The organism is Variovorax sp. N23 (assembly GCF_025486315.1).
GTDB lineage: Bacteria > Pseudomonadota > Gammaproteobacteria > Burkholderiales > Burkholderiaceae_C > Variovorax.
Genome location: NZ_JAOOPY010000005.1, coordinates 85,928 through 110,648 on the forward strand (window position 1 = coordinate 85,928; position 24,721 = coordinate 110,648).

Consider the following 24,721-nt stretch of genomic DNA (forward strand, 5'->3'; position numbering starts at 1 on the left):
ACCACGCGTCGTGCGGCCCCCACCCGTAGAACTTGGTCAGCTCTGCGACGACGTCGAGCCAGTTGTCAGGTCGGCCTCGTCGAAACTGTTCAAAAAATCGGCCGCCTCCTTGAAGTCGCGCTGGCACAGCCGCTCGGCGACGCCGCGGGGAACCTTCGCGACGATGGAAATCAGGTTGATGACGATGCCCATGCCAGTCGACGCGCTCTGCGACTGCTCCAGCTCGCCGGCGGTGGGCTCGCGCAGGCTGATCGTCGTGAAGGGCATGTCACCGATCGTGACGGGTTTGCGCAGAGTGATGGTTTTTTCGAGGTCCATGAAAGGCTCCTGGTTGATATGAGGACGGGCGCGGCGTCAAATGACGGCCGCCCCAAGGAGAAAGCGATGAGAAATCCACTGTTTTTCGCCGCAGCCCTATTGATTTCGGCTGCCGCGTTGGCGTCGGAAACGCCCTGCCAGTTCCATGACCCCGTAGCGATCGTTTGCCGCTCGCCACAGGCCGCAGCGGCTGCGTTCGTGAACTACGGGACTGACTTCAAGACCGCGGGCCAGTCGCACCACAACGCACTGCTTCGGCAGGCCGGGTGCGGCGGAGACACCAGCCGCAACGGGAAGAATCAGAGCCTCACTGTCGGCCGGGTCGAAAGCGTTGCCACACCCGCCGGGTGGGTCGAGGTGGCATCCGTGAAGGGCGACTCCGACGGATACCTATGGACGCCGAAGCGCTACCTGCGCGGCACTTGCTCGGCCCCGCGGCTTCCTGTAATGAAGCCGATCAAGGCGCAGCGCGGTCTCGGGCAGGACTGAAGCGCCCTACTTCGACAGCGCCTGGAATGAGGTCGGCATGAACGCCGGGTGGACTGCATCCGCCTCCGTCACTAGTTCGTCAGCCCGGCCCGCATCGCGGTAGAAGCGCTGCGCCAGAACGGTCGCCGGGATCGGGCTCGGCGTGGAGATGGTCTTGAGACTCGCCAGCTTGGCACCGCGCTGCGTCAGGTCCTTCACCACTGCCGCACGGAGCACGCGCAGCGCATTGAACGTGGCATCGGCCCCTGTGTTGCCGGCGATCAGGATCTCGGCGTCGAGCAGGTTGCACACCTGCGTGCGGATCGACACGGCATCGTCGAGCGATGCGGGCTGGTATTGCGCGGAGGCCCGGCACAGCGCCACCACGGCGACCCGCCGGAACAGGGCGCCGCAGCCCGCCTGCATGGTTGCCATGGCATCGCCGACGCCAGACGACAGCGTGGGCTCCGAAGGCGTGAAATCGGCAAGGTTCGCCAAGACCCGAACGGCGTCGGCCGGATCGGTAGTTGAAGCCAGAAGCGCCGCAGCGAGCGCTTGCGCTTGCGTGGCGAAGTCGGTGATGCCACTCATAGCGCGATCAGCGAGGCGGCTTTCGAGAGCGCGCTCGATGCTGTGGAGACTGCCGAGCGCGCAACCGATCCTTGCGCGATCAGCTGAGACACCGAGGTGGCCGTTGTGACGATCTTGCTGAGGCCGCTGATCGGATTGGATCGACCGCCGACGAACCTGCCGAACGAACCTGGCATCAATCCGACCATGCTCATCAGGTTGGTGGCGTTGTTCGCCAGACCGACCGCTTTGGATGCCCAGGCCGAAGCCGTGCTGACCGCCATGTTGACGACGGCGGCGCCCTGTGCGAGGGATGACGTCACGCTGCTCGCGAAGTCCGAGATGCCGGCGGCGTCGGCCAGGCTGGCAGCAATGCTGACCTCGGCTCCGGTGTCGACCGTCAGTTCAGGGAAGACCCGCTCACCGGCTTCGATGAAGGCGAAGGAGATCTCGAAGACGCGGCCGCGGTCCCAGCGCTCCTCCATCATTGAGTCGAGCAGGCTGACGTTGAGCATGCCCAGGGTCGGGTGCACCAGCGTGCTCTTCCCGGCCGACTCGCACACGGCGATCAGGCGCTCGCGCTGCGCGATGACGTTGCCGCCGCCGTAGATGCCGTTCTCGACGAGGAAGCCGGTCAGGGTGATCCGGCGCGCGGCGCGGCCCAGGTCTTCGACCCACACCTGATCCTTGAATGGGTACTCGTGCACCGCATTGCGCCGGCCGACGCGGATCTGTCCACCCAGCACGCCGAATGGCACGCCGCCGAACGAAGCCGGCCGCAGCTGGTCGCGCCAACTGGCCCCGGCGCCCCCGAGTGCGGATGGGAACAGACTGGACAGCGACTTGACCGCGCCGACAGCGCGCTGGATGTTGCCGAGGGTGCTCATGGGCTACGCGATCCCGATCACTGCTCGGTGACGGAAGGGCCTTCCCACTTCACTTCGATCGTGCCGTCTTCCGACTTCGACGTCTGGCTTTCCACCGTCCACATGTTGCGGCCGGTCACGAACTTGCCATTGGCCAGCTCGAGCACGACGGTGACGTCCGTCATGGTGTTCAGGCCAGCCACACTGAGGTCGCCGCTGTCGCGGATGGTGCCGGAGATGTGGCCGGCAATGGGCTTCTCGCTGTAGCCGTGGACCGCATCCTGACCGGTGAGCGTCTCGCGCGTGACCTTCGAGGGGCTGTACTCGAACGCGCCCGCCGCCATGAGGGTCTGCCCGTCGACCGACACATATGCCTTGCCCGCGAGGGCGTTGCTGTTGATTGCCATGGTGATTCCTTGAAACGAAAAAACCGCCTTGCTGGCGGTCTGAAACGAAAAAGCCACCCGGAGGTGGCTTGATGTGAAGCGCAGGCGGCCTACGCGGTGCAGAGCTCTTCGATGAGCTTGTTTGCTTTGGTCTTGTTCACGAATGACGTGACGATTCGCAGATTTGCCAACACATGAAGGCCGCAGACATTGCGGCCTCGAAGCGGCACGATGTGATCGACGTTGTATTCAATGCCGGTCTCGATCTCCAATCTCCGCGCCTCTTCGTACATCGCTTTGATCTTGTCGGTTTCAGACCAAGCTGGCGTTGCCCGCAATTTCGCGGCATGACGGCGAGCGACATGCGCGGCCTGCAAGGCGCCGGTCTTGTGCTTGTACTTCTTGACGCGATCCCAGTTTGCTTTTCGCCATGCGCGATCTTTGGCTAGTTCCCGCTCCCGCCTTATTGGGTCAGCGCGTGAGCGTAGCTTTCGTTCCCGCAACGACTCAGCTTGAGCGGCCTTGAAAACCGGATCGTCAGCTGCGCGTTTTTTCTGGTATTTCGTGACTGCAGCCACGTGTTTAGCACGGCACTCCGGATCGTTTGCTCGCCTTTCGCGAGCGCGCGCAGCCTCGCACTCTTTGCATATCGACTTGAGCTGATCTTTTCCCTCTTTCCGATACCCGTAGAACGCGAGTGAAGCAGACTTTGAAGAAAAGCAGCGCGTGCACATCTTGGTGGCACAATTCTCGGCAGCCATCGTTACCTCCGAAATAGGTGATGGTGGTTAGAGGCCTCATCAGTGCTGATACACCGATGGGGCCTTGCCTATTGTGCCTGCTCTATTGCAGTCTGAACTGAGCCAAGAGGGCAAAGATGCGCAGTTGTGCGATTAATGTACCTGGCCACAAAACGTCGACGCGGTTGGGGTTCTGCGCGTTCTGCTGGACGATCAGGTTCTGGGCGAACAGGTCGGCGCGCTGCACCAGGCCGGCGTTCTCCAGCTCCTGGTAGGCCGCGATCTGGTCCATCTTGATGATGCTGGGCGTGACGATCGCCGAGCCGGCGGCGAAGCGCGTGCCGTCGGCAGCCAGCTTCATGCGCGGGAACTTGCTGGTGACGCGCGTGCGCAGGAAGCGCAGCACGAACATCAGGGTGAACAGCGTCTCGACCTCAAGGTAGCTGTTGTCCGGCTGCCCGAAGGAGTTCTTCTGGTAGGTCGTGATCGCGTTCTCGATCGCCACCGTGCCGTCGTCGGCCACCGTGAAGGTCGAGATGCCGTCGTACAGCAGCGTGTTGCGATCGGTGAGGGCGAAACGCGACTCCAGGGGGGGCGCCAGCACGCTCTGCAGCGCCAGGGTCTGCACCGGACGTGCCGGGTCGGCGCGCACGCTGACGGCCACCTGGCCGGCGAAGGCCGCGGCCCAGAGCCAGCTGGGGGTCGGGCTGTCGTTGAAGCCCATGATCGAGCCGTGCTGGTCGTTGCGGCCGACGCCGAAGGTGGTCAGAGCGCCGAGCGTGCCGCGGTAGGCGGCGAAGAAGTGGCCGTAGATCTGCGACGACCAGCTCCAGCGGCCCGTCGAGTCGTTCAGGAAGGCCTTGAGCGCATCGAGGCTGGCGGTGTCCGTGTACGGGCACACGATGAAGTCGAAAGGCTTGTCCAGCAGGTTCGACAGGCCGGTGGTCAGGCTGGGCGCGGTCGCGCCGCTGGCCATCGCCGTGATCGTGAACGTCATGCCGGTGGGCGTGTATTCCTGTCCGGCGGTGCCCAGGTAGTTCACGCGGATGTCGATGTCGTTGCCGGCCGGGCCCTTGTTGATGGCCGTGAAGGTGACCGTCGACGTCGAGGCTGCGGCGGTGACCGGCAGATTCGCGGTCGCCGTGACGGCTGCCGCGATAGCGGTTGCGATCTGGGCGGTGGTCTGGGTCGACAGCACTGGGACGCTGATGCGCACCCCGGCGATGTACAGGGACAGCACGCCGTTTGCGGTGGGCGCCGCCGTGACGGCGAAGGTGCCCGTGGCGGCGACACCTGCGGCATCATCGCTCAGCGGCAGATACCAGACCTCGCCGAACGAATCGTTCGCACGGTACATCTGCGTCATCAGGTGCAGCATCGAACCGGGGCCACCGATCTGGGCGGCATCGGCAACGCTCTGCGAGATGACGGGCACGTTGGCCACGCCGGTTCCGGCCGCGGTCTTCTGGCCAATGATCAGCGCGCGCTGGTTCAGCGTCCCGCTGTTGGCCATCGTGTTGCTGACCTCGGCGTAGAACAGGGGAACCCGAACGTTGGCCGGGAGATTTTGGAAGGGAAGCGTCATGGCGACTCCAGAAATGGAAAAGCCCGCTCAAGGCGGGCTTCGGGGTTGTGGTGCGGGTGCTCAGTCGGAACTGGATGCCTTGCCGGTGGGCTTGGCGACGGGCTCGGCCGGCGGGTCTGCGGTCACCACATCGCCATCGCGGAGGCGGCGCTGCCAGTAGTCGCTGTCGGCGGGCACGTCGCGCCCTTCGGCCGGGATCAGGTCTTTGAAAATCGGGTCGCGGATCATGAGGCCCGGTGCTGCTTTCACGTACATGGATGACTCCTATTGAGGAAGCTGGATGTCGAGCGCACCCTCGTCGCGGCCATCCGGCCCGCTGGTGCGCGGCGCTGGCAGGACTGCGTCTGGGAACGCCGGAGAGGCGTAGGTGCCGGTGGCGTCGAAAGGGTCCGCCATGTCGAGGTGGATGCCCACGCTGGTGAGCGGCGCGATCGTCGGGTCAGCGGGCGGCCAGGCCGATTCATCAGGCGGCACAGCGGTTGCATCGAAGGACTCGAACGTCTCGGCCACGATCGTCATGCGGAAGCCAGCGAGATGCGCGCTGCCGTCAGCCTTGCACTCGACCTCTGTCTGCACGGAGCTGAACTGCTCGATGATCCTGGTCAGCCAGTAGCTGGTCAGGATCGCGTTCTCGACCCAGAAGACCAGGTCTTCGATCGCGTCCTGTGCGCCTTCGGCCGTCTTGGACTGCACCTGACCTTGGATGACGATCGACACGGCCGTCGTGAAGGCCGCCATACCCTTGTTGAGCGATCGCTTCGATTCCGTTGGAGCGTTCACCAGCAGCGCCGGCAGCTTCTCGGGAGGTGTCGGCCAGTCGCCCGGCGACGCAACGGTCGTCACATCGGCGATCCCGCGCAGCGTCCGCATGACCGCGAGCCGGATCTGCCGGCGCGCCGACATTGGCTGCTTCGTCGGGTCCATCACGCGGCCTCGTTCAGCAGCAGCTTCGCGGCCCCGTGGCCGTCGATCTGCACTTCACGGATGCTGTAGGTCTTGGACCGGCTCGGCACTACGATCTGGTCGCCCTGGCGCGGAAGGACCGGGAACTCGCTGGTGCGGATGCCGAGCACAGGGCTCTCCGTCGTGACCGCCATGCCCCCGGTGAGGTCCACCTCGCGGTAGGCCTCGTCGAAGATGCCGTGCACCGCGAGCGGCGCGCCGACGGCGGGCAGGTAGGTGACCGGCTCGCCGAAGACGGCGTGCACGGGCCCCAGCACCAGCGAATCCCAGTCGATCATCAGGCGCCTGCGCGACCGGAGAGCAGCACTTCGGGGCGGGTGCAGAGGTACAGCGGGTAGCTGTAGGCCTCCATCTTCCACCACATGCGGCGATCGCGGTCGGGGATCGGCAGCACGTACACCGGCGCGCCGGGCTGGTTGATGAACTCGGCGGACTCACCCGGGGCCAGGACTTCCTGGAAGATGCCGGGGGCATTCACCGGGAAGAACTTCACCTTGTCGTCGGCGATCTTGACCGTCGAGTTGTCGTCGGAACCGCGGTAGTTCACCCAGGTGATGCCGTCGAATTCGACCGCATTGAAGGCATCGCCAAAGGTGTCGTCACGCAGGCGCCGTGCGTCTTCGAAGTTCACGAACGTGCGGATCACGTCCGGGTGGTTCGTGAAGGAGTCGTAGAACGCATCGCCGCAGAGCGCCATCACAGAAGTGGTCTGCGTGAACGCGCCTTGTGCCTTGCGGGCCATCGTGCGCTTGATGCCGTTGATGATCGGCCGCAGGCTGTTGGCGGTGCCGGCCGACAGGTTGAAAGCCGTCTCGGCCGCCTGCGTGATCTGGAACTCGTCGAACCAGTTGTACATCACGGAGCCGTCCTTCGGATCGAGCACCAGGCCCTGCACCGCGGCGAGTCGCAGGTATTCCTTGGTGTACTCGACGTTGGCCAGCAGGCCGGTCGGGCCGGCGAGGCGGCGCGCGACTTCACGCTCCAGCTGCATCGGCACGGTCACGATCTGGCCGGTGGGGCCTTCCGGGAACTCGCGGATGTTCTGGATTTCATACGTGTGGATCGTGTCGTCGTGCATCAGGCGCGGCACGTCGAAGTAGCGCATCTTGCGTTTTTCGGTCGTGCGTTGCGTGCCCTCCGCACCGCGCTGGCTGAAGCCGATGAGCTTCAGCACGCCGGTGCGCTCTTCGACCGAGACCGCCGTGGTGCGGATCGGATTCGGATCGAAGATGTTGAGGCGACCCAGGGCCCCGGGCTGGTAGGGGTTGCGTTGGACGCCCTGGGTCAAGGTCAGCGCGCTGAATGCGTCGCTGTTGAAGATGTCGATGATTTCGCCGGCCATGGCAGTTCCTTTCGGGAATGAAAAAGGCCACCCGGAGGTGGCCTTTGGCGGTGGAATGGAGGATGTGGATCAGCGGACGATGAGGCCCAGGGCCTTGAGGCCAGCGACGCCTGCGGCGATCACCGCAGCGTTGGCGCCGGTCGGGAAGATCAGCTCGGACTGGTTGACCTCGCCGTCACGGGCGAACACCAGGCACGGCTTGTCGGCGCTGGTGGCTTCCTTGGTGGCGAACAGGATGCCGGCCACCGTCTGCGAGCCGTCCACGTTTGCCGGGTCCCAGGCGCGGTACTTGCCCGAGCCCGCCGCCACGGTGATCGTGAACTGGTCGCCTTCCGCGAAGTCGGTGGCGCCGTCGGCGATCGTGAAGGTCAGGCCGCCGCCGGTGAACGCCGTTCCGGCCACACCCTTCCCGATGGTCTTGCCCGTCGGGTCGGTCACCTCGAAGGTGCCGAGGTTGGTGTTGGCCTTGATGAAGGTCACCACGTAGGCGCCCGGCATCGCGGCGTAGCCGGTGGTGGTCACCGCGCTGCTGGTCGAGTTGCCGGTGTTGCCGACGTTCGCCACCGACGCGGCGGTCGGCTTGCCGACGACACCGGTCACGGTGATGGTGAAGCCGTCGCCGGCCACCATCGGCGTCGCGCCCGTGGACATCGTGAAGCCGATGCCCAGCGCGCTGAAGGCGACGCCGTTGGTACCGGCCGCGGTTGCGCCGTTCGGTGCGGTGACCGTGAAGGCCGTCGCAGTGGTGTAGACCAGCGCGTAGGTGCCGACCTGCGTTGCCACGGTGTTCACCGTGACCGCGCCGACGGTGCCATTGCCGGTGTTGGTGCCCAGCGCGGCGGCGGCGGCCGTGGCGCCGGTCAGGATCAGGCCGAGCAGCGTGCCGGCCAGGTACTTGGTGCCGGCCAGCAGCGTGCCGGAATCGCGCGAGCGGTGGCCGTTCGATTCGCTGACGATGAAGCCACCGTCATGCAGGAGTTCCTGCAGCGGCGTGTAAGTGGGGTTGCCCATGATTCAGGTCCTTTCGGGAGTGGATGGGATCAGCGGCGGCCGGACTTGGCTGCAGCCTGGAGGTTGTGGTCCCAGCGGGCAGCCGCGACCTGTTGGGGAGACTGCTTGGTGCCGTCGACGCCGACGTTGGGGTTGCGCGCGGCGCGGCTGAGGTGACTCGCCGATGCCGGGGCCGGCGTGGCTTCCAGCGTCGCGAGGGCTTCCGTGCGCGTCAGCCGGGTCTTGAACGCCAGGTTGGCGGCCAGCACCGGATTGCGAGCAGCAGCAGGCGACGCGAAGATGGCGGCGCAGCGACGCTGTTCACGGACACGCGCCTTCGCGCTGGCCGAACTGCCGCGCATTTCATCATCCTTATCCTCGTCGTCGTCTTCGCTCTCGGCCTTTCCCTTCGCCTTGCCGGATTTCTTGTCGTCGTCCTTTTCGTCGGGCTTGTCGTCCTCGGCGTACTCGCCGTCGTCTTCGGACGCGGCCGGCTTCTTGTCGTCATCGTCCTTCTCGGGCTCGTCGTCGCCGCCCTCGGCCTTGGCGTCCTTCTTGTCTTCTTCTTCCTCGGCCTTGGATGCCTTGCCGCGGCCGATGCCGCCCAGGTGCGCGAACGAGAGGGCGTTCGCCACCGCTTTTTGCAGACTCATGTCAGCTCCTTTTCGTGGTGGTGGTGTTCAGCCCAGCTCGGTGAGCAGGACTCGGAAAGCCTCGTCCGGCGCCATGACAGCGTCAGCGAGGCCCGCATCGACGCCGGCGGCGCCCATGTAGGTTGCGGCCTGGGTGGCCTTGACTTTGGAGGCGGCCAGGCCGCGGTTGCGCGCCACGGTGTCGACGAAGAGCTCGCCGAGCTCGTCGATGTCGGCCTGGAATCGCTGCGCCGCTTCTTTCGTCAGCGGGTTGTAGGGATTGCCGTCGGCCTTGCGGTCGCCGTACTGGAAGATCCGAACCTCGACGCCGGCGCCCTTGAGCGCCCTCGAGTACTCGGCGTGCATGGTGATGACGCCGATCGAGCCGACGCCGCCGGTGCGCGGCAGCACGATGGAATCGCAGGCGCTGGCGATGGCGTAGCAGGCGCTGTAGGCCATGTCGTCGCAGATCGCCGTGATCGGCTTGTCGCCGCGCGCCTGGTAGATGGCGTCGACCAGGTCGAAGCATCCGGAGACCTCGCCGCCCGGCGAGTTGCAGTCCAGCACGATGGCGCGGGCGCTGTCGTCGTTGAGCGCCATCATCAGGTTGTGCCGGATCGCGTTGTAGCCGAGCATCCCGGAGTAGGGCCGCAGGCTCGAGCTCTTGTGCACCAGCGTCCCGCACACCGGAACGACGGCGACACCGCTCACCACCTCGTAGCCGCGCTCCTCGGCGGGCTCGCTGTAGGCTTCGTCGTCCCAGTCCTCCATCATCTTCGCGCCCTCGGCGCCCTGGACGGTCACGCTGGTGATGTTGAGCCGGCCGGCGAGCGCCTGCGCGATCACCTTGCCCTTCGTGGGATGGATGGCCAGCGGCACGCCGAAGATGCGCGAGGCGGAAAACGGGTATGGCTTCATGGTGTCTGTGCCTTGGACTCGCTGTCGTCCTTGAAGAAGTCGCCAGCGCCCTGGATGGATGCCCACTTGGGCGGCGGCAGCCCGCGGTCCTCGTAGGCCTTCTGTTCGATCTGCCGCTGGTCTGCGACCTCTTCCCAGTCGACGCCCTGCTCGGCACCTTCGCTCTCGAGCGTGGCCAGGCCGGCCTCCATCCGCAGGACGCTGCCGGCCGGCTCCTTCACGGGATCGATCCACCCGCGGGCCGGACCGAGCCAGCGGCAACGCGAGTAGTCGGTCGGGGCATCCAGGAAGCTCGGTGCACCCGCCGGCAGCGGCAGCTCGCCGTTCTCCATGGCCTCGCGCAGCCAGAGCGCGTAGACCGGTGTCGCGAAGTTCGCCGTGAACTCGCCGCGCCGGCGCATCAGCGTCTTCCAGCTTTCCATCAACGCAGCGCGCGCGCTGCTGTAGTTGGTGCGCGACCAGTCCTGGGTGATCTGCTCGCGCGACAGGCCGGTGGCCGCCGAATAGAGGCCGAGCATTTCATGCGCGAAGTCCGAGAAGCCGGAGTGCGGGTGCGGGCTGGCCACCGACACGATGTCTTCGCCGGGCGCGAGCGTGGGAACCTTGACGCCGTTGAAGTAGGCCGGCCGTTCATCCGACCAATCGGCGCGCATCTTCTGGTAGACGTTGAGTTCCTGCGCGGCGGCATCGTCGGCGCCCAGCGCTTCCTGCACCAGCGCGGGGTCGTATGGGCTCTTGACGTAGGTGCCCAGCGCCGCGGCCAGCGAGGCCTGCTGCAGCTCGAGCCCGTAGTAGCGCGCCAGCATGCGGGCGTGCGACAGGATCGGGCTGAAGGCGCTGATGCCGCGGTGCTGGCCGGCGCGGTCGCGGTCGAAGTCGTGGATGATGCGCGTGAAGCCGTCGTCGTCCTCGAAGGGCACGCGCTCCCACTGGTTGGCCTCGACGGATAGATACCAGTCGTTCTGCTGCGCGCGGCGGATGTGCGCGGCGACGCGCTCGCCCGTCTCTTCGTCGATCTCGATGCCGCCGCGCATGTTCTTGGTGTCGGGGCCCTGGTAGGGATTCGACAGGCGATCGGGGTCGATCAGCCGGATGCAGGTCGCATAGTTCGCGGCACCGCGGCCGACGCGCTCCGGCATCCAGTAGGCCAGCGCCAGCCCCTCGCCGTCGATGAGCTTGTGGCGCATGGCCAGGCGGAACTGCTGGCCGGTGGTCAGCGCTCGCTCGACGTCGTTCCAGCGGCCCAGGCTCTCGGAATACCCGCGCCACAGCGCCTCGGCAGCGCGCTGAAACTCCATGGCCCACGTCGCATCGAAGGCGCCACGGAACCGCGCCTTGAGCGCGCGGTAGTCCGGCGCGGCCGACAGCCGCAGATGCGTGCCGACGACGTTGTCCAGGATGCGCGTGACGCCGCCGGTCGACCATCCGTCGTTGCGGACCTGGTCGCGCGTGCGCGCCACCATGCGGTCGCGGAACGGGTTGATCTCGGAGTCGGGCGAGCGAATCCACGGCTGCCAGTTGCCCATCTCCTGGCTGGCGATGTTCGACGCCTCATAGGCGAACTGGGTGCCACCGGGGATCGTGATGAGCGGCGGAGCTCCGCTGGCCCGCGCACGCGACGGAAACCCCGAGCTCATCGGCTTCCCGTTCACGTCGACGATTCGGACGGCGTCGTTCATGTCAGAACACCGGGCGCATCGGCGCCCGCCGGTTGATGCGCAGACCGCTCAGTTGATCGATCTGCGTCTGCAACGCAAGGATGGCCTGCGTGAGGTCGGCGATGTTGGCCTGCGAGTAGGTCACCGAGCGCGCGCCGTCGCCCTGGGTGTACGACACCGAGACGATCTTTCCCCCGGCCATCAGGTCGAGGTACGCCTGCTGCAAGGTGACCAGGCGTGCCCGGAGAACCCCGACGTCCATGCCGTCGAAGATGCTGGTGCGGCACGTCATCAGGCGATCCGGCGCAGCAGGTCAGCCGGCTTCATCTTGGCGATGTGGTTCGCCAGCTCGTGGCGGATGCTCTCTGCCACCAGGCCGCGAAGGGACTCCATCGAGACGGAGACGCGCAGGTCGCCCTTCTCGATGGTGACCTCGCCCTTGAACTCGTCGTCGTGGTGAAACGTCGCGTGCCCGACTTTGCGAGAGATGATCATGGTGAATCCTTCATGCGAGCCTGGAAATCAGGCTCTTCTTCGTTGCGGGTCGCGCGACCTGCGCCGGCGCAGTGCCGGCGGCCTGTTCATCGCTCGCCGTCGGTATCTCGATCGGTTCTGCTGCGACAGGCGCCAGCAGCGCCGCATCCGTGCGCTTGTTCAACTTCAGGCCGAAGTGCAGCAGCCCGCACAGCGCGCCATACGCATACACGCGGCAGTCCAGCGCCTCATTGGCGCGGCCGGGGATCTGCTCCCATACCCGGTAGCGCGATCCGGCCACGCTCTTCACGATCGAACGCTCGGCCGTCAGCTGCATGAAATAGTTCATGTCGCGGTCGGCCGGGAAATGCATGTACCCGGCGGGGAATGCTCCCGAGCCCGGCGCATCCAGCAGCAGGCGCGCACGGATCGTGTCCTTCGCCGCGTTGACGCCCAGGATCACAGGCCGATAGGTCGCCTTGTTGCGTGAACTCGGCCGCTTCGTCGGCCACACTGGGGACCGCTGCCCATTGCGGGCTGACTCGCCCTTGATCGCCCAGACTCGCCGGCCAATCCTGGCCTTGCAGAACTCGTACACCGCCTGTGTGTGGTGGCCTCCGGAGTCGATGCAGGCCGCCATGACCTCGAAGGCCCGGCCGTTATCGCCGCGCCAGATCTTGCGTAGATAGCGATCCAGCGCCGCCTGCGTCTTCGGGTCGGAGAACTCGCCGTCGATTACCTCGTAGTCGATCGACCACGACTCCTCGTTTCGACCCCAGCCGACCACCTCGATTTCGACCCGATAGTCCTGCACGTCGATGCCGGCCGTTGCTACGCCGACACCGGTGGGGATCTCGTTCGGCCACAACTCGCAGCGCGCGAGCAGAGCCTCCATGCGCAGTTCCTTGCCGGCGTGCGGCCGGTGGGGCAGGCCCATCTGCGTGTTCCACCACGCTTGCTCCTTGTCCGGGTCGCCCTTCGCCGCGATCCATTTCGTCGCGATGTCGCTCGGCTTGTCCTTCTGCCACGGGCTGAACAGCTTCGATGCCTGGAATCCAGCATGCTCGTTGTCGACCGCCCAGGCTCCGCAGTCGGGGCACTTCGCGCGGTACACCGCATGCCGGCCAGATTCCCACCAATCCCACACCTTCTCGACGGCGTCCTGGCCATCGCGCCACGCTGCCTCGTACTCGTCGAGCGGGGAGTGCCGGGCACCGCAGTGCTCGAAGACCCGGGCCTGGTGCCAGCGCGCCGTCTTCAGCGCATTGAGCCGGTCCCCTTCGGACCACACTGCGCCGCAGGATTCGCAAGCAATGCGCGCGGTCTTCGGCAGGTGCTTGTCGCCTTCCTTGTCCCAGTGGACGTGCTTGAAGAAGTCCGGAAACATCCGGTGCCCACAATGAGGGCAAGCCAGCGAGGCGCGGCGTTGGTCCGAGTCAGCGTAGCTTTTCGCGATCCGGCTCTCGTCCTCAACCGTCGGCGAGCAGGCGCGCACCGATAGCCAGTTCACACCGAAGGTCGCCGTCCGCTCTTCGGCCAGCGCGATCGGATCACCTTCTCGGGTGATCGGGTACTTATCCACCTCGTCGGCCAGCAGCACGCGGATCGGGCGCCGCGCCAGGTTGTCGGGGCTGCCAGCGCCCGCCAGCGCCAGGAAGCCGCCGGGGAACGCCTTGAACAGCAGCGTCTCGTCCGCGTTCCGCGTCTTGCTCGTGCCTACCAGCTGCCGCAGCACCGGGGTCACCCGCAACAGGGGCGAGATGCGCTCCTTGCTGAACTGCAGCGCGGCCTCTTCCTTGGGCTGCAAAAGCAGGATCGGGCAGGGGTCGAGGTGTGCGAAGTACCCGAAGACGTTCTCGAGCAGCGCCGTCTTGAGCAGCTGCGTGCTGACCATTGTGGTGAGCACGTGCACGCCCGGCTCAGTCACGGCCATCATCGGTCCGCGCGCGATCTCCACGGTCGCGGTCGACCAGTTCCCCGACGTGCTGCCCGCCTCCTTCGCGAGCTTCCTGTATCGATCCGCCCAGTCCGGGACGCTGATTCGCGGCGGCGGAGTCCAAGCCAGGCGGAAGGCCTTGGCCAGCCTCTGCTGCTTACCGAGCGGCAAAGTCGGCTTCTGGCTCTCCGAGCTCAGCGATCTGTTTGTGGACATAGGCCGTGAGCGCCTCGGTTACCTTGTCGGCCTCAAGGCCGAGGTCGGCGGCCAGTTGCGGGCCGATCTTTGACGAGAAGTTCAGCCAGGCATCCCGCGCCGCACGCGCACCCTCGAACAGCACCTGCTCGGCCAGCGCCAGGTCGACCAGCGCCCCGTCCTTCTCCTCGAACTGCAGCTTGTTCAGTAGCGCGAGGTAGTTCTCCTTCACCCGCCGCGCCTCGTCGAAGGTCATCTCGGCGCCGGTGAAGGCGATGATCTTGGCGGCTGCAACTTCGGGCGAGTCGCCCTCTTCGACTGTTAACTGCACGGTGTTAACCGTGGTGTTAACCAGACTGCGGTTAACACCACGGTTAACAGCCTTCCGTGGCCCTGACGGCGGCGTCTTGCGGTACTTCGCCAACATCGCGTCCGATGCCTCGACGTCGACGTCTTCCCCAATGAAAACCACCCAGCCGCGCGCCTTCCACTTCGTCACCGCCGGCTTCGAGACACCGTGGCGCTTGGCGTAGTCAGTGAGCGAGCAAACCGTCATGTGTTAACCAAATTTTGAAACTTGTAGGTGCGGGAACATCGCGGCGCGCAATGCCCTCGATGCAAAAAAGACCCCCAGAAGGACCCGTTCGAATACCCAGATACTCCGCGGTGGTCTCCCCTTTCCGCCTCCGATACTCAGCCCGTTGCGCGGGAGTCCTTTTGGAAACCGCTCCTCGTGGCGTAGCCTTACAGCACTCGATGCAGCGCGTGCGAGGCTTCCCAAGCCGCTTGTCCATGTAGAAGCCGGCCTGAGGCTTGCTCAGGCCGCACCCTGTGCAGGTGATCTCTTGCATGCTGCCCTCACCGCGCGGTAGCCATCGCCTTGGCCAGGGCTGCACTCATCTCGAAGTTGAAGCTGCCCTGGACGATCTGCTCGGCCCTCGTGCGGTAGTCCCAATGCTGCGTTGCCTTGTGCGCATCGGCGAAGCGGATTAGCAGCTTCATCCCAGCGGGCTTGCCCTTGGATGCCTTGGTGCGCTGCCATACGCCCTTGATCTCCTCGCCGTTCTTGCCTTTGACGGAACCGACGAAGGTGTCGCCCCTGGCCTTGAGTTGCGCCAGCTTGGACTTGGACAGGTTGCCGTACTGGTTCAGCGTGGCGCCCACGGGCTTCAGGAGCGCGCGACTGTTGAGCTTGTTGGTGCCGCCGAACTCGTAGGGCTGGAGGTAGGCGGAAGCGATGTCCTTGACGTAGACCATCGCCTGGAGGTTGTCCTTGCGCGCGGGCTTGACCGCCACCGAGTTGACCGTGAAGGGCGTGGGGCGGTCGAAGACCGAGTGCAGTGCCGCCTTCTCCTCGCGCTGCACGATGCCGGCGATGGAGTTGAGGGCCAGCGACGTGGCGAAGGGAAGCTGCCGATAGGCGAAGGTGGACAGGCCCTTCTCGAACTCCTTGAGGTTCGTCTGGACCGAGATTTCGGCGACCATCAGGTCGGCGGGTTGTCGATCAGCCGCAGCACGACCGTCGCCTCGCGCTTCGGGTTGTAGGTGGCCGAGCCATCCAGGGTCGTGGAGAACTGCGGGCGCACGTAGCACATCTGCCACGGCCGGCCAGTTGGGATGACGCCCCCGGAGATCTGCACCTGCAGCGCCTTTCCGGCGGCGATGGTGCGGCCGTCCTTGGTGGTGACCGGCAGCGCGTTCTTGGCGGCCGAGGAGAGCACCAGGTCTCCCTCATCCGCCGTGATGCCGATCACCGAGAGGATCGTCTCGCCGGCGTCGAGCAACGACGTGCAGTCGATCGTGTACGTCAGATCTTCCGTCGTGCGCTTGTCGCATACGTTCGTCATCGTCCCATGCCCTCCTACAACCCAGAGGGTCGATCGTGCGTCGGTGCGCATCACCGCGCTGCGCTGGCCCACCAGCCATAGGGCGAGACGCTCGCTCAGCCTCCACAGCGGGCCCAGCATCGCGAATGTCGACGCGCTGGCCTGCAGGAGCAGGCTGGCGATCGTGCTCGACGCCGCCGTGCGGTATGCCGACACCGTCTTCGTCACCAGCGCCGAGCCGGAAACCGTGGCCACTAGCACCAGGATCTTCGCCTTGACTGCACTGAGCACGCCCGTCGCTGTCACGGTCGCACTGCGCTTGGCACTCACCAGCTTCTGCAGCGCGCCGACCGGGCTCAGCGCGGCCGCGCGCATTGCATTGACCCTCTTCGCCAGCGCCGCGCTCGAGGCGGAACTGGCCAGCCGAACCACTCTGACCGAGCGCGTCACCGCCGCGGTACTCGAAACCGTCGCCGACAGCGTCAGCAGCTTGGCCTTGACCGTCGCCAGCGTTGCTGTTGCCGTCGTCGCAGCCGACCGCACTTGGCTCACCCGCTTCACCACAGCAGCCGATCCGGCCGTCGCGGCTGAGCGTACAGCTTGAACCGAGCGCACCAGGGAGGGTGATGCCGTCACCGTGGCGGTCAGGGTCATGAAGCGCGCTTTGAGCGCTGCGAGCGTTGCGGTGGCCGTAGTGCTGGCCGACCTTGTCGCGTTGACTGCGCGCCGCACCGTTGCCGCGCCTGCCGTCGTTGCCGACCTGATCGCCTGCGCACGCTTGGCTGCCGCGGCGCTCGCTGCCGCCGTGGCCGCCTTCATCGCGCCCACCGTCAGAACCATCGCCGCCGCAGTCGTCACGCCAGCGCTCAGCGTGAGCAGCTTCGTCTTGATGGCCGAAGCCGTTGCCGCAGTGGTCGACGTCGCCGCGCGGATGGCGCCGATCACCTTTGCCGATGCTGCCGCAGTGGTGGTGGTGGCCGACCGGAGCGCTCCGACCGACCGCAGAACTGTTGCGCTGCCCGTCACCGATGCGGTGAGCGTCAGCAGCTTGGATTTCAGGGTGGCCAGCGTGGCGCCGGCGCTCGAGCTGGCCGTGCGCACCAGCCGCGCAGCACGCACAGCCGTCGCTCCAGCGCTGATTGCCGCTTCCCGTACCACCCGCACCTGCCGGGCCACCGTCGCCGAGGCGGTGGTCGCCGCGGATCGGATGGCCCGGCCAGCCAGTGTCCTCACCGCCGTGGCCGTGAGCGACGCCGTCAGCGTCAGATTGGTCGTCGACCCACCGGACAGCTTGAACGTCGCGATGATGCTGTCGAAGTTCGATCCGGCCAGGGCGCTGCTGGTCGCGGTCCCGGTGCTGGTTTCCGTCGCCGAGACGGTCTTGTAGGCGGCCTGATAGCCGGTGAAGTTGTTGGAATCGGCCTCGCGGTCGATCAGCGTGTAGCCACTCGGCGTGCCCCACCCAAGGGCCGAACTACCGGTGTCACACACCGTCGCATGAATCACCAGCACGGCTGCCTGCGTGTTGGCCGCCGATGCGGTCGCCGTCAGCGAATCGGTGCCGGTGCCGGTGCGGTCGAGCGCACTGGTAGTTGCGACGCCGCTCCACTCCTGCGCGACCGCGCTGATGTAGGTGTCGCCGGTGGCGCTGGTGACGCCGAACGAAATCGTCTCCGACCCCGACGAGGTGTTGAGCCTGTACCAAATCTCGACGGCATTGTTGCCGTTGTCGATGATCCCGACTGCCTTCGTGAACGCGCCGTTGACGCTCCCGGTGACCGACGTGAACCCGCTGCCGAAGTTGCTACAGGTGACGAAGATCGCATTGCCGGCGGCGACGCTTGGCAGCGAGATCGTGCCCAGCGCGCCTTGCGTGCGTAGCGGGCTCGAAGTTTGTACGAGGGCCATCAGGCGCCGACGCGGCCTACGAGATCACGAAAAACTTTTCTTGAAAGTCAGCTGGAGAGAATCGCCAGAGGCCAGGTTCACCACGGCGAAGGTGGCGCTGATGTCCATGTTTCCGGCCGTCGATGCATCGAACGTGCCCGCTTCGTCCACAGAGCGCGTGGCGCTCGCCGTGATCGTGCCCACCGTCTGGTAGGTGTCGTTCGTCACCGTGGTGGTCACGTTGCTGCTGGTGCCGGCGACGCGCGACTCGACCGCGGTACTCAGCGCAGTGTCGGCCGCGACGGCGGTGCGCGCGGCGCCGGTTGCGCCCGTGCCGATGCCGATGTAGTTGGGCTCCGCCTGGGCAGGCGTGGTGCCAATGTGCCGCTTGGCGGCAATGGCTTTTCCGCTCGAGGTCGTTACGGTAGCTGTTCCGAAGGCCATCTCAGGCTCCTTGAGTGGTGATCGCCGCGACGATGGAGGCAGCCTCTTCCGCCGTCAGCGCCGGCTCGCGCGGATCGGCATTGCGGCGACGAACGACCTCGGCTTCCAGTGCCGCGCCAATGGCGCGCAGGAAGGTGCTGTCGGCCTCGAATCGCTCGGTGAAAGCGTCGCGGCGTGCGGTGGTGTCTTCAGGCGTGCTCATTGCTGCGCTCCTTTGATGCGCCCCGGCTTCCGGCCGCGCGCGAGTTGCTTGATGCGCCAGGCGGCGCGCTTGAACCACGACCGATGCCAGTAGGCGATCGTCCCCAGCTCCTCGACGGTGCCGTCGGCGCGGATCACCCGGGCCTCGACAGTCGTTTCGCGAATGGGCGAGGCGGCGAAGTAGCTCATCGGGGGAATCCTTGAAGGAGGCCCGGCACGCCGCCGGCATCCCTGGAGAAAAACAGGGTGGTGTAGCCGGCGGCGGTCGGGGGCGCACCGTTGACGCACGGGTAAGCGCTGGCGTTGAGCTATCGGCAGACGGCAGCCAGGAAGAGACGGCTGCATGCCGATGGAGGCGCTCGGTAAAAGGTGCCGGTTACGCGATCCGGCGGCATGTCGCCCGAGTCAGGCCCGATGCACGAAGCGATCTGAGGCGGCGGTGGTGCTTAAGGCTACTGATGCGTTCGCAGGGCGCCAATCCCGCTGCTACCGGCTCCCCGCGCAGGGGCAATTCCGCCGTAAGCCGCCTATCGGAAAAAGGAGCCGGCCAGGCTGGGCTTCTGCCCACTTAGCCACGACAGACGCATGGAGCGCTGGCGCGGGCCCTGCCAGCGTTTAGCCGCCGCCGGTAGCCGCGCGCTGGGCGGCCTCATCGGCAGGCGTGAAGTCGATGTAGAACTCGCGACCAGGCCGGAACTCTTCCGCCGCGCCCGGGTTGATGGTCCCCAGCTGGATTTGTCCGCCGGGCGTCCACTTGAAGAACTTCTCGTTCTCGGGGCTGCCGCTGGTGACGGGCGTGAGGTTGGCGGTCTTCAGGCCGCCCTCGGACTCGGTGACGCTCTGCACCTTGAACTTGGCTCGTACGGTGGTCATGGCTGTGTTGCCTTCTACTGGCGCGCTCGGACGTCCGGTCCAGGCGATATGCCGGGCTCCGATTCCGTGCATGCGAGTGGGGGCGCGCAGGTGCGCGAGATAGTTGCCGGGTCGCGGCCTGTTGGCTGTTGCCGTGAGGTGTTGGCCGGACCGGCGAACTCAGATGGTGCAACCGGGATGCACCCGACGCTTTTCTTCAAGATAGGCCTGATGCGCCAACTCCGGAGTATCGAAATCTCCCAAATAGCGCGTCTTACCTGCAACCGTGATGGAGGCTCGAAACTTCTCGCGTCTCACAGTCACACCCAACAGTCCAACTTTATTTTTAACCGTGGCGCGCTGGCGATTCTGCTGATTTACTGTGGCCGTTGTGTTCCGCAAGTTATCGATTCTGTTGTCAGACCGATTTCCATTCCGATGGTCCACCTCTCCATCTGGCCACTGCCCATTCACGTACAGCATCGCCAGTCGATGTGCTTGATATAGCGATCCCTTGAGCATGATCGCAACATAGCCGTCGGCATGGAGCGAGCCGGCGACATCGCCAATACGAATACCTGGCCCACCAGACGCCCGGGTGAAGACGCCGGTTTCCGGGTCGTAGTGAAGAAGCTCGCGCAGGCGCGCGGCGGTAAGATCGCTCTTAGCCATGATGACTCCAGTTCAGTCGGATTGGTTAGAGCCCGCACCGCTTTCCTAGAGCGCTGTGGGCTCGCTTATTTTAAGCGCTGACCCGGCGCGTTGAAGCGCTTCGACATCACCCGGCCGGCTGTCACCGAAAGTGGTTGCGAGGGCTGGATTTGAACCAGCGATCTTCGGGTTATGAGCCCGACGGGAACGACCAGGCTTCCCCACCACGCAGATGCGAAAAAGCCGCCTCGGTGGGCGGCTTGCGGCGTCGGCTCCGCCATCAAGGGCGGGCCTGCGATATTTCTTGGTCGCCAACACAGCGACTTTGTACAGGTGGGCGGCACTGTAGCACAACGTTTCTGGTTGTTCCAGTGGTATTCATCCAGTGGCTTCGAGATTGAAGCTGGCCCCGAGCGCCTTCATCGCCGCCGGCCCGGCCTTCGCCTGCTCTCGCTCCATCTCGGACACCAGCCAGCGCGCCAGCTCGCGCCAGTCGTGGCGAAACAGCTTCTCGAACGGGATCTGGCCGGTGCCGCGGCAGGCCTTGCAGATGGCGCCGCCGATGGTGGTGCTGCCCTTGATCACCATCTGGCCGTGCCCGCCGCACGGCTTGCAGACGTTGTCGCGGTGCCAGGCCAGGCAGGCGCGGGCCATGTCCTCGGCTTGGACGGTGGTGATGTGCGTGCGCAGCGCCGGGGCCTTGCCGCGCGCCATCTTGGTCAGGGTGCGAACGACGTCCTTCGATGCCGCTTTGTCGCCCAAGAACAGGCGCGTGAGCGGGACCGACAGTTCCTCATCCCTCTCGCAGAGCCGCTTGTCGGCCATGCCGAAGGCGCCGAGGACGTCCGTCGGGGCGTGGCTGCTGCGCTCGTCGTGCTTGAGGCTCGACGCACGGATGGCGCTGGCGTAGCGGTCGATGATTTTCAAGCTCCACCGCCTTTCAGATCGGCGCGGCACAGCTCGGGCCAGGCCCGCGCCGTGACGACCAGGTTTTCGTTATCCGCGCACCAGTCTCTTCTGAACTGCTCCGCGTCGAACTCAATTGGAATGCCGTGGAAGTTCACCGTCAGCATGGGACGAGCGCCGATGCTGGCCCATTCGCCGGGCTCGACACTCACGGCTTCCATCTGATCGCCGGGCAGCGCCAACACCTCCATGAACCCGCCGCACAGCTGAAGCCGTTCCATGCGCCGCTTCTGCTCCGCTCCCCTGTCCTCCGGCCGCAGCGCGGATTGGCAGCCGCCTCCAGTGGGGAGGGCTGCGATTTTGGTGAGGTTGTTCATCTCGGGCTCCTTCACATGAAACGGGTGACGATCCAGCCGATGAGCAGCGCGATGGCCGGCGAAAAGATCAATTGAGCGATCGCTATCCCCCAGTCGAAATCCTCTTTTTTCTTCGCTGAACGTTCGGTGAGGAAGCCGATAACGAGCGCGAGGCCGATCGCCAGCGGCACCGTGAGGCCGGGCAGCCCGAATGCTGGGACCATGAACCATCCCCACAGGATGGAGAGCACGTAGCCGCGCCAGGTCGCGGATGCCGCGATCAGTAGGATCACGCCGGGAACCACCAGGACCAGGCCGGCGATGGGCTTGAGGATGTCGTCGAGTGCGGTGTCGGTTTTCATGCTGCAGGTGCTCCTTGGGTGGATGGGGATGCGGGGATCAGCGCCAGGAAGTCGCTGAGGTGGATGTGCTGGGTCTTCATGCGCAGCTTCAGGTCGCAGGCGGCGTTGATCAGGGAGCGCCGCTCGAGCGCCGGGATCAGCCGCTCGCACGCCTCCAGGCCGCTGACGATGGACTGGCGGCGCGCATCGGGGATCGCTTCCTCGCCGGCCTGGTCATGCACGGCATTCACGGCGCCGCGGATCACACGGATCTCGGGCAGGTCGTGGCTGACGCCCTCCTCCAGTGCTGCGCCGAGCACCACGTACATGACGCGGCCGGCGGCGTCGACCATGCCTTCGGAGTTGTCGCCGTACAGCGCCTGGATCTGCGCAGTGACAGCGGTCTGGTGCCAGTCGCGCTCCACCAGGGCGCGCTCGATCAGGCTGAGGCGGGGCTGGCGGCGCTTCACGGCTGCGGCTCCGTGTCGAGGTCGACGGCCACCACGGGGACCATGCGCATCTCACCGGTGCGCCGGTCGCCCACCACAGCCACAGACTGCTTTCCGCGCACGAACTCGCCGCCCTGGAACTGGCCACCGCAGCAGATGCAGTACCAGACGCCGGGCCATGCGCGAGCGCCGCGCTTGTGCCCGACCTCGGCACACTTCTTGTCGGCCAAACGGCTGGCGACTTGCTGCCAGTGCTGCACTCGGCTGCGGGCGTGGGCGAGGTCTTGGTCGATGCTCATGCCGGTACTGCCTCGCGCGGCGCAGGCAGGCGCAGCAGGGTTTCGTCGACAGCATCGGCTCCGGGGTCGCGGATCGGGCGAAGGTTCCGGTCAGGCACTGGCGAAAACCGGGTCGGCCGCGTTCCAACCGCCTCGCCGCCCAGACCGACATTCGCCTCGACCGGATTGGCGAACTCACACACCCAGTAGCTGGCCGAAACCTCGAAGTGCAAATACCCGTCCGGCAGGCGAAAGCGTTGCCCAATAGGCGCGGCGTAAAGCACCGTTACGATGCGATCAATGAGATTCGGATTGCTGGTGCGGACGATGGCCGCGAGGTCGCCAGGCTTGCAGTTCATGAGGTCTCCAGTTGCCCAACGGGCGTTGCGTTGAGGGGGGCTTCCCAGAGTGGAAGGTTGGCCGGCCAGAGCCCCATGGCGCTGATCTGCCGGCGGGTGTCGGCGCCCCATGCCGGCTCTATGGCGCGGCGGGCGGCCTTGGTCATCAGCGCGTGCTGATCGAACTGCGGGTGGCAGCCGCGCACGCCGGGGCGGTCGCAACAGAGCGGGAAGCACAGGCGGTCATCGGTCTTGGTGCCGGTGCCCTTCCCGGTGTTCGGGTGCGCGGCTTGGCTGTAGCCGTCGACGCCGCACAGCTTGCAGGGCAGCAGCGCAACGAGGCGGCGGTAGCCCTCATGGCGGCACACGTCCATCTTTGCAATTGGCGCGACGACTTGTGAAGATGCGTAGGTGCCGCGCTGCTGCCCGGCCGGGATCGGCGCCGGGAACACGCGCGCCGGGCGCTCGTAGGTCTTGCCGGAGAAACCGGTGCGCTTCATGGCTGCGGTCCCCACGATTTCGGCGACCGAAACGTCACGCCGTGCTCGATGCCGAACGCATTGAGCCAGTGGATGAAGGCTGCTGCCAACTTGACCGACAGCGTGCGGGTCTGGTTGCCAAGCAGGACGGTTTCCCCGCGCAGCCCGCGGCCCATGCGCAGATCGCCGAGGCGCGCCCATTCGTCCATCAGGTCCGGGTCGCGCACCGTGTCGATCTTGAAAGCGCTCAGCAGGATTCGCTTCGCGTCGTCCTCGTCGGCCAGGTCACCGCCGATGTGCTCGGCGATCTGTCCGATCAGCGCGTGGAAGTGGGCGTTCTGCTCGTCGCGCCGGGTCTCGTCGCGCACGGTGAGGCGCAGCCGGTGACCGTTCGATGTCGGATGCTTCACATGGTCGCGGTACATCGCCGCCATGGCCGCCTTGGCCTGTTCTGGGTCGATCAGCGGGACAGAGCGCGGCGTCATGAGGCGGCCCCTTGGAACAGATCCACCTGCCGCGGGTCGACGTACTGCTCGGCTCCCTCCGACTTCCCATGCTTGCGCGCCACGTGGCCCACGACGATCTGGGCACAGCGTGCGCCCAGGGTCATGCCCGCCAGGTGCACCGGGTGCAGGACGGGGCGGCGGCAGCGCGCGCAGCGGGTCATTCGAAAGACTCCTCAGCCCAGCCGCCGCCGTCCTTCTTCGCCCGCACCTTGAACGCCTTGAAGCGGAACGGGTACAGGTCGGCCGCGATCTTGATCTTGGCGCGCGCGTCGTCTTGCCAGAAGCCCTTCACCTCGTGGCACTCAATCACGCCGTCGGCCGCCATGACCGCAAAGTCAGGCGTGTAGAACGTGTTGTCGGCCAGGCGCAGCTTCAGGCCCTCGAACTTGCGCCAGAGGATCTGCCCGGCGTGCTGCATCAGGGCAAGGTGCGCGTCGTACGCCGCCTCGCTCTTGTTCATGGCGCCAACCTTCAGGCGGCCGAGGGCGAAGTTCTTCATGCAGGCGCACCCGAAATGATCAGGCCGAGCTCGACGGCAATCCACCGCTCCATGCAGGCACCGCGCGACGTTGACCAGCCGCGCAGCAGGTGGATTTCGTCGCAGCGCACCAGCTGCGCGATGGCCATGCGCATGTAGCCCTCCCAGCTTCCGCACGCTGGCGCGGGGTTCTCGGCAGGGTTCTCCACCGTGTAGCCGAGCTGGCGCAGCGATGCGGCCACACGGTTGAATTCGGGATAGTTCAGGTCCGGCTCGCCGGTCATTTTCCCGGCGACGTAGATGCGGGTGACGGCTTCATTGCGAGCGCGAGCAGCGCCGGCAATTCCGCCATCTCCGGCTCCTGCGCCAACTCCTTCGCCCGGTGCCAGCAGTACGCCTTCCAGTTCGCCGTGAACGGCGGTGCCAGCAGCCGCAGCAGATGTTCCAGTTCGCACTTCGTTCGCTCGTTCATTCATCACGATCCTTTCAAGAGGAATGCACCTCTGGTCTAAACAACCCACCGAATTCCTGTCTTCCATGAACCCGAGCTGGACAGACTCAGCCTTCCCGGATGAGCCTTCACATGAACCGTCGCCGTGTTTCATGACCCGTCAGCCGTTCGACACAAGGGCGCTAACTTCGCCACCCTTTCCCCTGTTTCAGTGCCTATCCAACAGTAGGGGACTCA

36 protein-coding genes and 1 tRNA gene are annotated in these 24,721 nt (G+C 65.8%); 1 reads left to right on the plus strand and 36 read right to left on the minus strand.

Features of this window, described 5'->3' with window-relative positions; all coding sequences use genetic code 11:
* Positions 1-36: 36 nt before the first annotated feature.
* Positions 37-318, minus strand: a complete 282-nt coding sequence (locus tag N8A90_RS09395; protein ID WP_262074559.1) for a phage tail assembly protein — start codon at positions 316-318, stop codon at positions 37-39.
* A 66-nt stretch (positions 319-384) separates the two neighbouring features.
* On the opposite strand from N8A90_RS09395, the gene N8A90_RS09400 reads away from it, so the two are divergent.
* Positions 385-807 carry a hypothetical protein gene (locus N8A90_RS09400; protein WP_262074561.1) on the plus strand — a complete coding sequence of 141 codons (423 nt, stop codon included), beginning with the start codon at positions 385-387 and terminating at the stop codon, positions 805-807.
* 6 nt (positions 808-813) lie between these two features.
* Here the strand turns inward: N8A90_RS09400 and N8A90_RS09405 are convergent, their stop codons facing one another.
* From N8A90_RS09405 to N8A90_RS09575, 35 genes are all read right to left on the minus strand, one after another.
* Entirely contained in the window at positions 814-1,377 is a 564-nt protein-coding gene (locus tag N8A90_RS09405) for a hypothetical protein (protein ID WP_262074563.1), read from the minus strand.
* Positions 1,374-2,243: a DNA circularization N-terminal domain-containing protein gene (locus tag N8A90_RS09410; protein ID WP_262074565.1), complete on the minus strand. Its 870-nt coding sequence runs from the start codon at positions 2,241-2,243 to the stop codon at positions 1,374-1,376. The genes N8A90_RS09405 and N8A90_RS09410 overlap by 4 nt, the downstream gene beginning before the upstream one ends.
* Before the next feature lie 17 nt (positions 2,244-2,260).
* Complete coding sequence (locus tag N8A90_RS09415; protein WP_262074566.1) at positions 2,261-2,629, minus strand: phage tail tube protein; 369 nt, start codon at positions 2,627-2,629, stop codon at positions 2,261-2,263.
* 89 nt (positions 2,630-2,718) lie between these two features.
* Entirely contained in the window at positions 2,719-3,369 is a 651-nt protein-coding gene (locus tag N8A90_RS09420; RefSeq protein ID WP_262074567.1) for a hypothetical protein, read from the minus strand.
* Between the two features lie 82 nt (positions 3,370-3,451).
* Positions 3,452-4,933, minus strand: coding sequence for a phage tail sheath subtilisin-like domain-containing protein (locus N8A90_RS09425; protein ID WP_262074568.1), 1,482 nt, complete (start codon positions 4,931-4,933; stop codon positions 3,452-3,454).
* A gap of 60 nt (positions 4,934-4,993) precedes the next feature.
* Positions 4,994-5,188, minus strand: coding sequence for a DUF2635 domain-containing protein (locus N8A90_RS09430; RefSeq protein ID WP_262074570.1), 195 nt, complete (start codon positions 5,186-5,188; stop codon positions 4,994-4,996).
* Positions 5,189-5,197: 9 nt separating this feature from the next.
* Positions 5,198-5,857 carry a hypothetical protein gene (locus N8A90_RS09435; RefSeq protein WP_262074572.1) on the minus strand — a complete coding sequence of 220 codons (660 nt, stop codon included), beginning with the start codon at positions 5,855-5,857 and terminating at the stop codon, positions 5,198-5,200.
* Positions 5,857-6,174: a hypothetical protein gene (locus N8A90_RS09440; protein ID WP_262074574.1), complete on the minus strand. Its 318-nt coding sequence runs from the start codon at positions 6,172-6,174 to the stop codon at positions 5,857-5,859. The genes N8A90_RS09435 and N8A90_RS09440 overlap by 1 nt, the downstream gene beginning before the upstream one ends.
* Positions 6,174-7,238, minus strand: a complete 1,065-nt coding sequence (locus tag N8A90_RS09445) for a major capsid protein (RefSeq protein ID WP_262074576.1) — start codon at positions 7,236-7,238, stop codon at positions 6,174-6,176. Before N8A90_RS09445 ends, N8A90_RS09440 begins: the two co-directional genes overlap by 1 nt.
* A gap of 69 nt (positions 7,239-7,307) precedes the next feature.
* Entirely contained in the window at positions 7,308-8,249 is a 942-nt protein-coding gene (locus N8A90_RS09450) for a head decoration protein (protein ID WP_262074577.1), read from the minus strand.
* Between the two features lie 29 nt (positions 8,250-8,278).
* The gene (locus N8A90_RS09455; RefSeq protein ID WP_262074578.1) at positions 8,279-8,863 is read right to left on the minus strand and encodes a hypothetical protein; all 585 of its coding nucleotides are present in this window, start codon (positions 8,861-8,863) and stop codon (positions 8,279-8,281) included.
* A 45-nt stretch (positions 8,864-8,908) separates the two neighbouring features.
* Positions 8,909-9,778, minus strand: coding sequence for a S49 family peptidase (locus N8A90_RS09460; protein WP_262074580.1), 870 nt, complete (start codon positions 9,776-9,778; stop codon positions 8,909-8,911).
* Positions 9,775-11,457 (minus strand): phage portal protein, encoded by a 1,683-nt coding sequence (locus tag N8A90_RS09465; RefSeq protein WP_262074582.1) that lies wholly within the window; start codon positions 11,455-11,457, stop codon positions 9,775-9,777. The genes N8A90_RS09460 and N8A90_RS09465 overlap by 4 nt, the downstream gene beginning before the upstream one ends.
* Position 11,458: 1 nt before the next feature.
* Positions 11,459-11,728, minus strand: a complete 270-nt coding sequence (locus N8A90_RS09470) for a gpW family protein (protein ID WP_262074583.1) — start codon at positions 11,726-11,728, stop codon at positions 11,459-11,461.
* Complete coding sequence (locus tag N8A90_RS09475; protein WP_262074584.1) at positions 11,728-11,931, minus strand: hypothetical protein; 204 nt, start codon at positions 11,929-11,931, stop codon at positions 11,728-11,730. The genes N8A90_RS09470 and N8A90_RS09475 overlap by 1 nt, the downstream gene beginning before the upstream one ends.
* A gap of 10 nt (positions 11,932-11,941) precedes the next feature.
* On the minus strand, positions 11,942-14,017 hold the full coding sequence (locus tag N8A90_RS09480; protein WP_262074585.1) for a phage terminase large subunit family protein: 2,076 nt from the start codon (positions 14,015-14,017) through the stop codon (positions 11,942-11,944).
* A complete protein-coding gene (locus tag N8A90_RS09485; RefSeq protein WP_262074587.1) occupies positions 14,004-14,597 on the minus strand; it encodes a hypothetical protein in 594 nt (197 codons plus the stop codon). The genes N8A90_RS09480 and N8A90_RS09485 overlap by 14 nt, the downstream gene beginning before the upstream one ends.
* Before the next feature lie 302 nt (positions 14,598-14,899).
* Positions 14,900-15,526: a hypothetical protein gene (locus N8A90_RS09490; RefSeq protein ID WP_262074588.1), complete on the minus strand. Its 627-nt coding sequence runs from the start codon at positions 15,524-15,526 to the stop codon at positions 14,900-14,902.
* Entirely contained in the window at positions 15,526-17,775 is a 2,250-nt protein-coding gene (locus tag N8A90_RS09495) for a hypothetical protein (protein WP_262074589.1), read from the minus strand. Before N8A90_RS09495 ends, N8A90_RS09490 begins: the two co-directional genes overlap by 1 nt.
* 24 nt (positions 17,776-17,799) lie before the next feature.
* A complete protein-coding gene (locus N8A90_RS09500) occupies positions 17,800-18,198 on the minus strand; it encodes a hypothetical protein (RefSeq protein WP_262074590.1) in 399 nt (132 codons plus the stop codon).
* 1 nt (position 18,199) lies between these two features.
* Positions 18,200-18,400: a hypothetical protein gene (locus N8A90_RS09505; RefSeq protein WP_262074592.1), complete on the minus strand. Its 201-nt coding sequence runs from the start codon at positions 18,398-18,400 to the stop codon at positions 18,200-18,202.
* Entirely contained in the window at positions 18,397-18,588 is a 192-nt protein-coding gene (locus N8A90_RS09510; RefSeq protein ID WP_262074593.1) for a hypothetical protein, read from the minus strand. The genes N8A90_RS09505 and N8A90_RS09510 overlap by 4 nt, the downstream gene beginning before the upstream one ends.
* Positions 18,589-19,014: 426 nt before the next feature.
* On the minus strand, positions 19,015-19,272 hold the full coding sequence (locus N8A90_RS09515; RefSeq protein WP_262074594.1) for a hypothetical protein: 258 nt from the start codon (positions 19,270-19,272) through the stop codon (positions 19,015-19,017).
* Positions 19,273-19,431: 159 nt separating this feature from the next.
* Positions 19,432-19,923, minus strand: a complete 492-nt coding sequence (locus tag N8A90_RS09520) for an HNH endonuclease signature motif containing protein (protein ID WP_262074596.1) — start codon at positions 19,921-19,923, stop codon at positions 19,432-19,434.
* A 131-nt stretch (positions 19,924-20,054) separates the two neighbouring features.
* Positions 20,055-20,133, minus strand: a tRNA-Met gene (locus N8A90_RS09525).
* Between the two features lie 147 nt (positions 20,134-20,280).
* Entirely contained in the window at positions 20,281-20,829 is a 549-nt protein-coding gene (locus N8A90_RS09530; protein WP_262074597.1) for a hypothetical protein, read from the minus strand.
* Complete coding sequence (locus N8A90_RS09535) at positions 20,826-21,185, minus strand: hypothetical protein (protein ID WP_262074599.1); 360 nt, start codon at positions 21,183-21,185, stop codon at positions 20,826-20,828. Before N8A90_RS09535 ends, N8A90_RS09530 begins: the two co-directional genes overlap by 4 nt.
* An 11-nt stretch (positions 21,186-21,196) precedes the next feature.
* Positions 21,197-21,526 carry a hypothetical protein gene (locus N8A90_RS09540; RefSeq protein WP_262074601.1) on the minus strand — a complete coding sequence of 110 codons (330 nt, stop codon included), beginning with the start codon at positions 21,524-21,526 and terminating at the stop codon, positions 21,197-21,199.
* Positions 21,523-21,975 carry a hypothetical protein gene (locus N8A90_RS09545; RefSeq protein WP_262074602.1) on the minus strand — a complete coding sequence of 151 codons (453 nt, stop codon included), beginning with the start codon at positions 21,973-21,975 and terminating at the stop codon, positions 21,523-21,525. Before N8A90_RS09545 ends, N8A90_RS09540 begins: the two co-directional genes overlap by 4 nt.
* On the minus strand, positions 21,972-22,253 hold the full coding sequence (locus N8A90_RS09550; RefSeq protein ID WP_262074604.1) for a hypothetical protein: 282 nt from the start codon (positions 22,251-22,253) through the stop codon (positions 21,972-21,974). The genes N8A90_RS09545 and N8A90_RS09550 overlap by 4 nt, the downstream gene beginning before the upstream one ends.
* Positions 22,250-22,591, minus strand: coding sequence for a hypothetical protein (locus N8A90_RS09555; RefSeq protein ID WP_262074605.1), 342 nt, complete (start codon positions 22,589-22,591; stop codon positions 22,250-22,252). The genes N8A90_RS09550 and N8A90_RS09555 overlap by 4 nt, the downstream gene beginning before the upstream one ends.
* Complete coding sequence (locus tag N8A90_RS09560; protein ID WP_262074606.1) at positions 22,588-23,070, minus strand: hypothetical protein; 483 nt, start codon at positions 23,068-23,070, stop codon at positions 22,588-22,590. Before N8A90_RS09560 ends, N8A90_RS09555 begins: the two co-directional genes overlap by 4 nt.
* Positions 23,067-23,534: a recombination protein NinB gene (locus tag N8A90_RS09565; RefSeq protein WP_262074608.1), complete on the minus strand. Its 468-nt coding sequence runs from the start codon at positions 23,532-23,534 to the stop codon at positions 23,067-23,069. The genes N8A90_RS09560 and N8A90_RS09565 overlap by 4 nt, the downstream gene beginning before the upstream one ends.
* A 178-nt stretch (positions 23,535-23,712) precedes the next feature.
* A complete protein-coding gene (locus N8A90_RS09570; protein WP_262074609.1) occupies positions 23,713-24,054 on the minus strand; it encodes a DUF1064 domain-containing protein in 342 nt (113 codons plus the stop codon).
* Complete coding sequence (locus N8A90_RS09575) at positions 24,051-24,638, minus strand: DUF4406 domain-containing protein (RefSeq protein ID WP_262074611.1); 588 nt, start codon at positions 24,636-24,638, stop codon at positions 24,051-24,053. Before N8A90_RS09575 ends, N8A90_RS09570 begins: the two co-directional genes overlap by 4 nt.
* Between the last annotated feature and the right edge of the window lie 83 nt (positions 24,639-24,721).

Bases quoted from the DNA above. Each gene is read 5' to 3' on its own strand.
- N8A90_RS09395 (WP_262074559.1), bottom strand. From the start codon at position 318: ATGGACCTCGAAAAAACCATCACTCTGCGCAAACCCGTCACGATCGGT.
- N8A90_RS09400 (WP_262074561.1), top strand. From the start codon at position 385: ATGAGAAATCCACTGTTTTTCGCCGCAGCCCTATTGATTTCGGCTGCC.
- N8A90_RS09405 (WP_262074563.1), bottom strand. From the start codon at position 1,377: ATGAGTGGCATCACCGACTTCGCCACGCAAGCGCAAGCGCTCGCTGCG.
- N8A90_RS09410 (WP_262074565.1), bottom strand. From the start codon at position 2,243: ATGAGCACCCTCGGCAACATCCAGCGCGCTGTCGGCGCGGTCAAGTCG.
- N8A90_RS09415 (WP_262074566.1), bottom strand. From the start codon at position 2,629: ATGGCAATCAACAGCAACGCCCTCGCGGGCAAGGCATATGTGTCGGTC.
- N8A90_RS09420 (WP_262074567.1), bottom strand. From the start codon at position 3,369: ATGGCTGCCGAGAATTGTGCCACCAAGATGTGCACGCGCTGCTTTTCT.
- N8A90_RS09425 (WP_262074568.1), bottom strand. From the start codon at position 4,933: ATGACGCTTCCCTTCCAAAATCTCCCGGCCAACGTTCGGGTTCCCCTG.
- N8A90_RS09430 (WP_262074570.1), bottom strand. From the start codon at position 5,188: ATGTACGTGAAAGCAGCACCGGGCCTCATGATCCGCGACCCGATTTTC.
- N8A90_RS09435 (WP_262074572.1), bottom strand. From the start codon at position 5,857: ATGGACCCGACGAAGCAGCCAATGTCGGCGCGCCGGCAGATCCGGCTC.
- N8A90_RS09440 (WP_262074574.1), bottom strand. From the start codon at position 6,174: ATGATCGACTGGGATTCGCTGGTGCTGGGGCCCGTGCACGCCGTCTTC.
- N8A90_RS09445 (WP_262074576.1), bottom strand. From the start codon at position 7,238: ATGGCCGGCGAAATCATCGACATCTTCAACAGCGACGCATTCAGCGCG.
- N8A90_RS09450 (WP_262074577.1), bottom strand. From the start codon at position 8,249: ATGGGCAACCCCACTTACACGCCGCTGCAGGAACTCCTGCATGACGGT.
- N8A90_RS09460 (WP_262074580.1), bottom strand. From the start codon at position 9,778: ATGAAGCCATACCCGTTTTCCGCCTCGCGCATCTTCGGCGTGCCGCTG.
- N8A90_RS09465 (WP_262074582.1), bottom strand. From the start codon at position 11,457: ATGAACGACGCCGTCCGAATCGTCGACGTGAACGGGAAGCCGATGAGC.
- N8A90_RS09470 (WP_262074583.1), bottom strand. From the start codon at position 11,728: ATGACGTGCCGCACCAGCATCTTCGACGGCATGGACGTCGGGGTTCTC.
- N8A90_RS09475 (WP_262074584.1), bottom strand. From the start codon at position 11,931: ATGATCATCTCTCGCAAAGTCGGGCACGCGACGTTTCACCACGACGAC.
- N8A90_RS09485 (WP_262074587.1), bottom strand. From the start codon at position 14,597: ATGACGGTTTGCTCGCTCACTGACTACGCCAAGCGCCACGGTGTCTCG.
- N8A90_RS09490 (WP_262074588.1), bottom strand. From the start codon at position 15,526: ATGGTCGCCGAAATCTCGGTCCAGACGAACCTCAAGGAGTTCGAGAAG.
- N8A90_RS09495 (WP_262074589.1), bottom strand. From the start codon at position 17,775: ATGGCCCTCGTACAAACTTCGAGCCCGCTACGCACGCAAGGCGCGCTG.
- N8A90_RS09500 (WP_262074590.1), bottom strand. From the start codon at position 18,198: ATGGCCTTCGGAACAGCTACCGTAACGACCTCGAGCGGAAAAGCCATT.
- N8A90_RS09505 (WP_262074592.1), bottom strand. From the start codon at position 18,400: ATGAGCACGCCTGAAGACACCACCGCACGCCGCGACGCTTTCACCGAG.
- N8A90_RS09510 (WP_262074593.1), bottom strand. From the start codon at position 18,588: ATGAGCTACTTCGCCGCCTCGCCCATTCGCGAAACGACTGTCGAGGCC.
- N8A90_RS09515 (WP_262074594.1), bottom strand. From the start codon at position 19,272: ATGACCACCGTACGAGCCAAGTTCAAGGTGCAGAGCGTCACCGAGTCC.
- N8A90_RS09520 (WP_262074596.1), bottom strand. From the start codon at position 19,923: ATGGCTAAGAGCGATCTTACCGCCGCGCGCCTGCGCGAGCTTCTTCAC.
- N8A90_RS09535 (WP_262074599.1), bottom strand. From the start codon at position 21,185: ATGAACAACCTCACCAAAATCGCAGCCCTCCCCACTGGAGGCGGCTGC.
- N8A90_RS09540 (WP_262074601.1), bottom strand. From the start codon at position 21,526: ATGAAAACCGACACCGCACTCGACGACATCCTCAAGCCCATCGCCGGC.
- N8A90_RS09550 (WP_262074604.1), bottom strand. From the start codon at position 22,253: ATGAGCATCGACCAAGACCTCGCCCACGCCCGCAGCCGAGTGCAGCAC.
- N8A90_RS09555 (WP_262074605.1), bottom strand. From the start codon at position 22,591: ATGAACTGCAAGCCTGGCGACCTCGCGGCCATCGTCCGCACCAGCAAT.
- N8A90_RS09560 (WP_262074606.1), bottom strand. From the start codon at position 23,070: ATGAAGCGCACCGGTTTCTCCGGCAAGACCTACGAGCGCCCGGCGCGC.
- N8A90_RS09565 (WP_262074608.1), bottom strand. From the start codon at position 23,534: ATGACGCCGCGCTCTGTCCCGCTGATCGACCCAGAACAGGCCAAGGCG.
- N8A90_RS09570 (WP_262074609.1), bottom strand. From the start codon at position 24,054: ATGAAGAACTTCGCCCTCGGCCGCCTGAAGGTTGGCGCCATGAACAAG.
- N8A90_RS09575 (WP_262074611.1), bottom strand. From the start codon at position 24,638: ATGAAACACGGCGACGGTTCATGTGAAGGCTCATCCGGGAAGGCTGAG.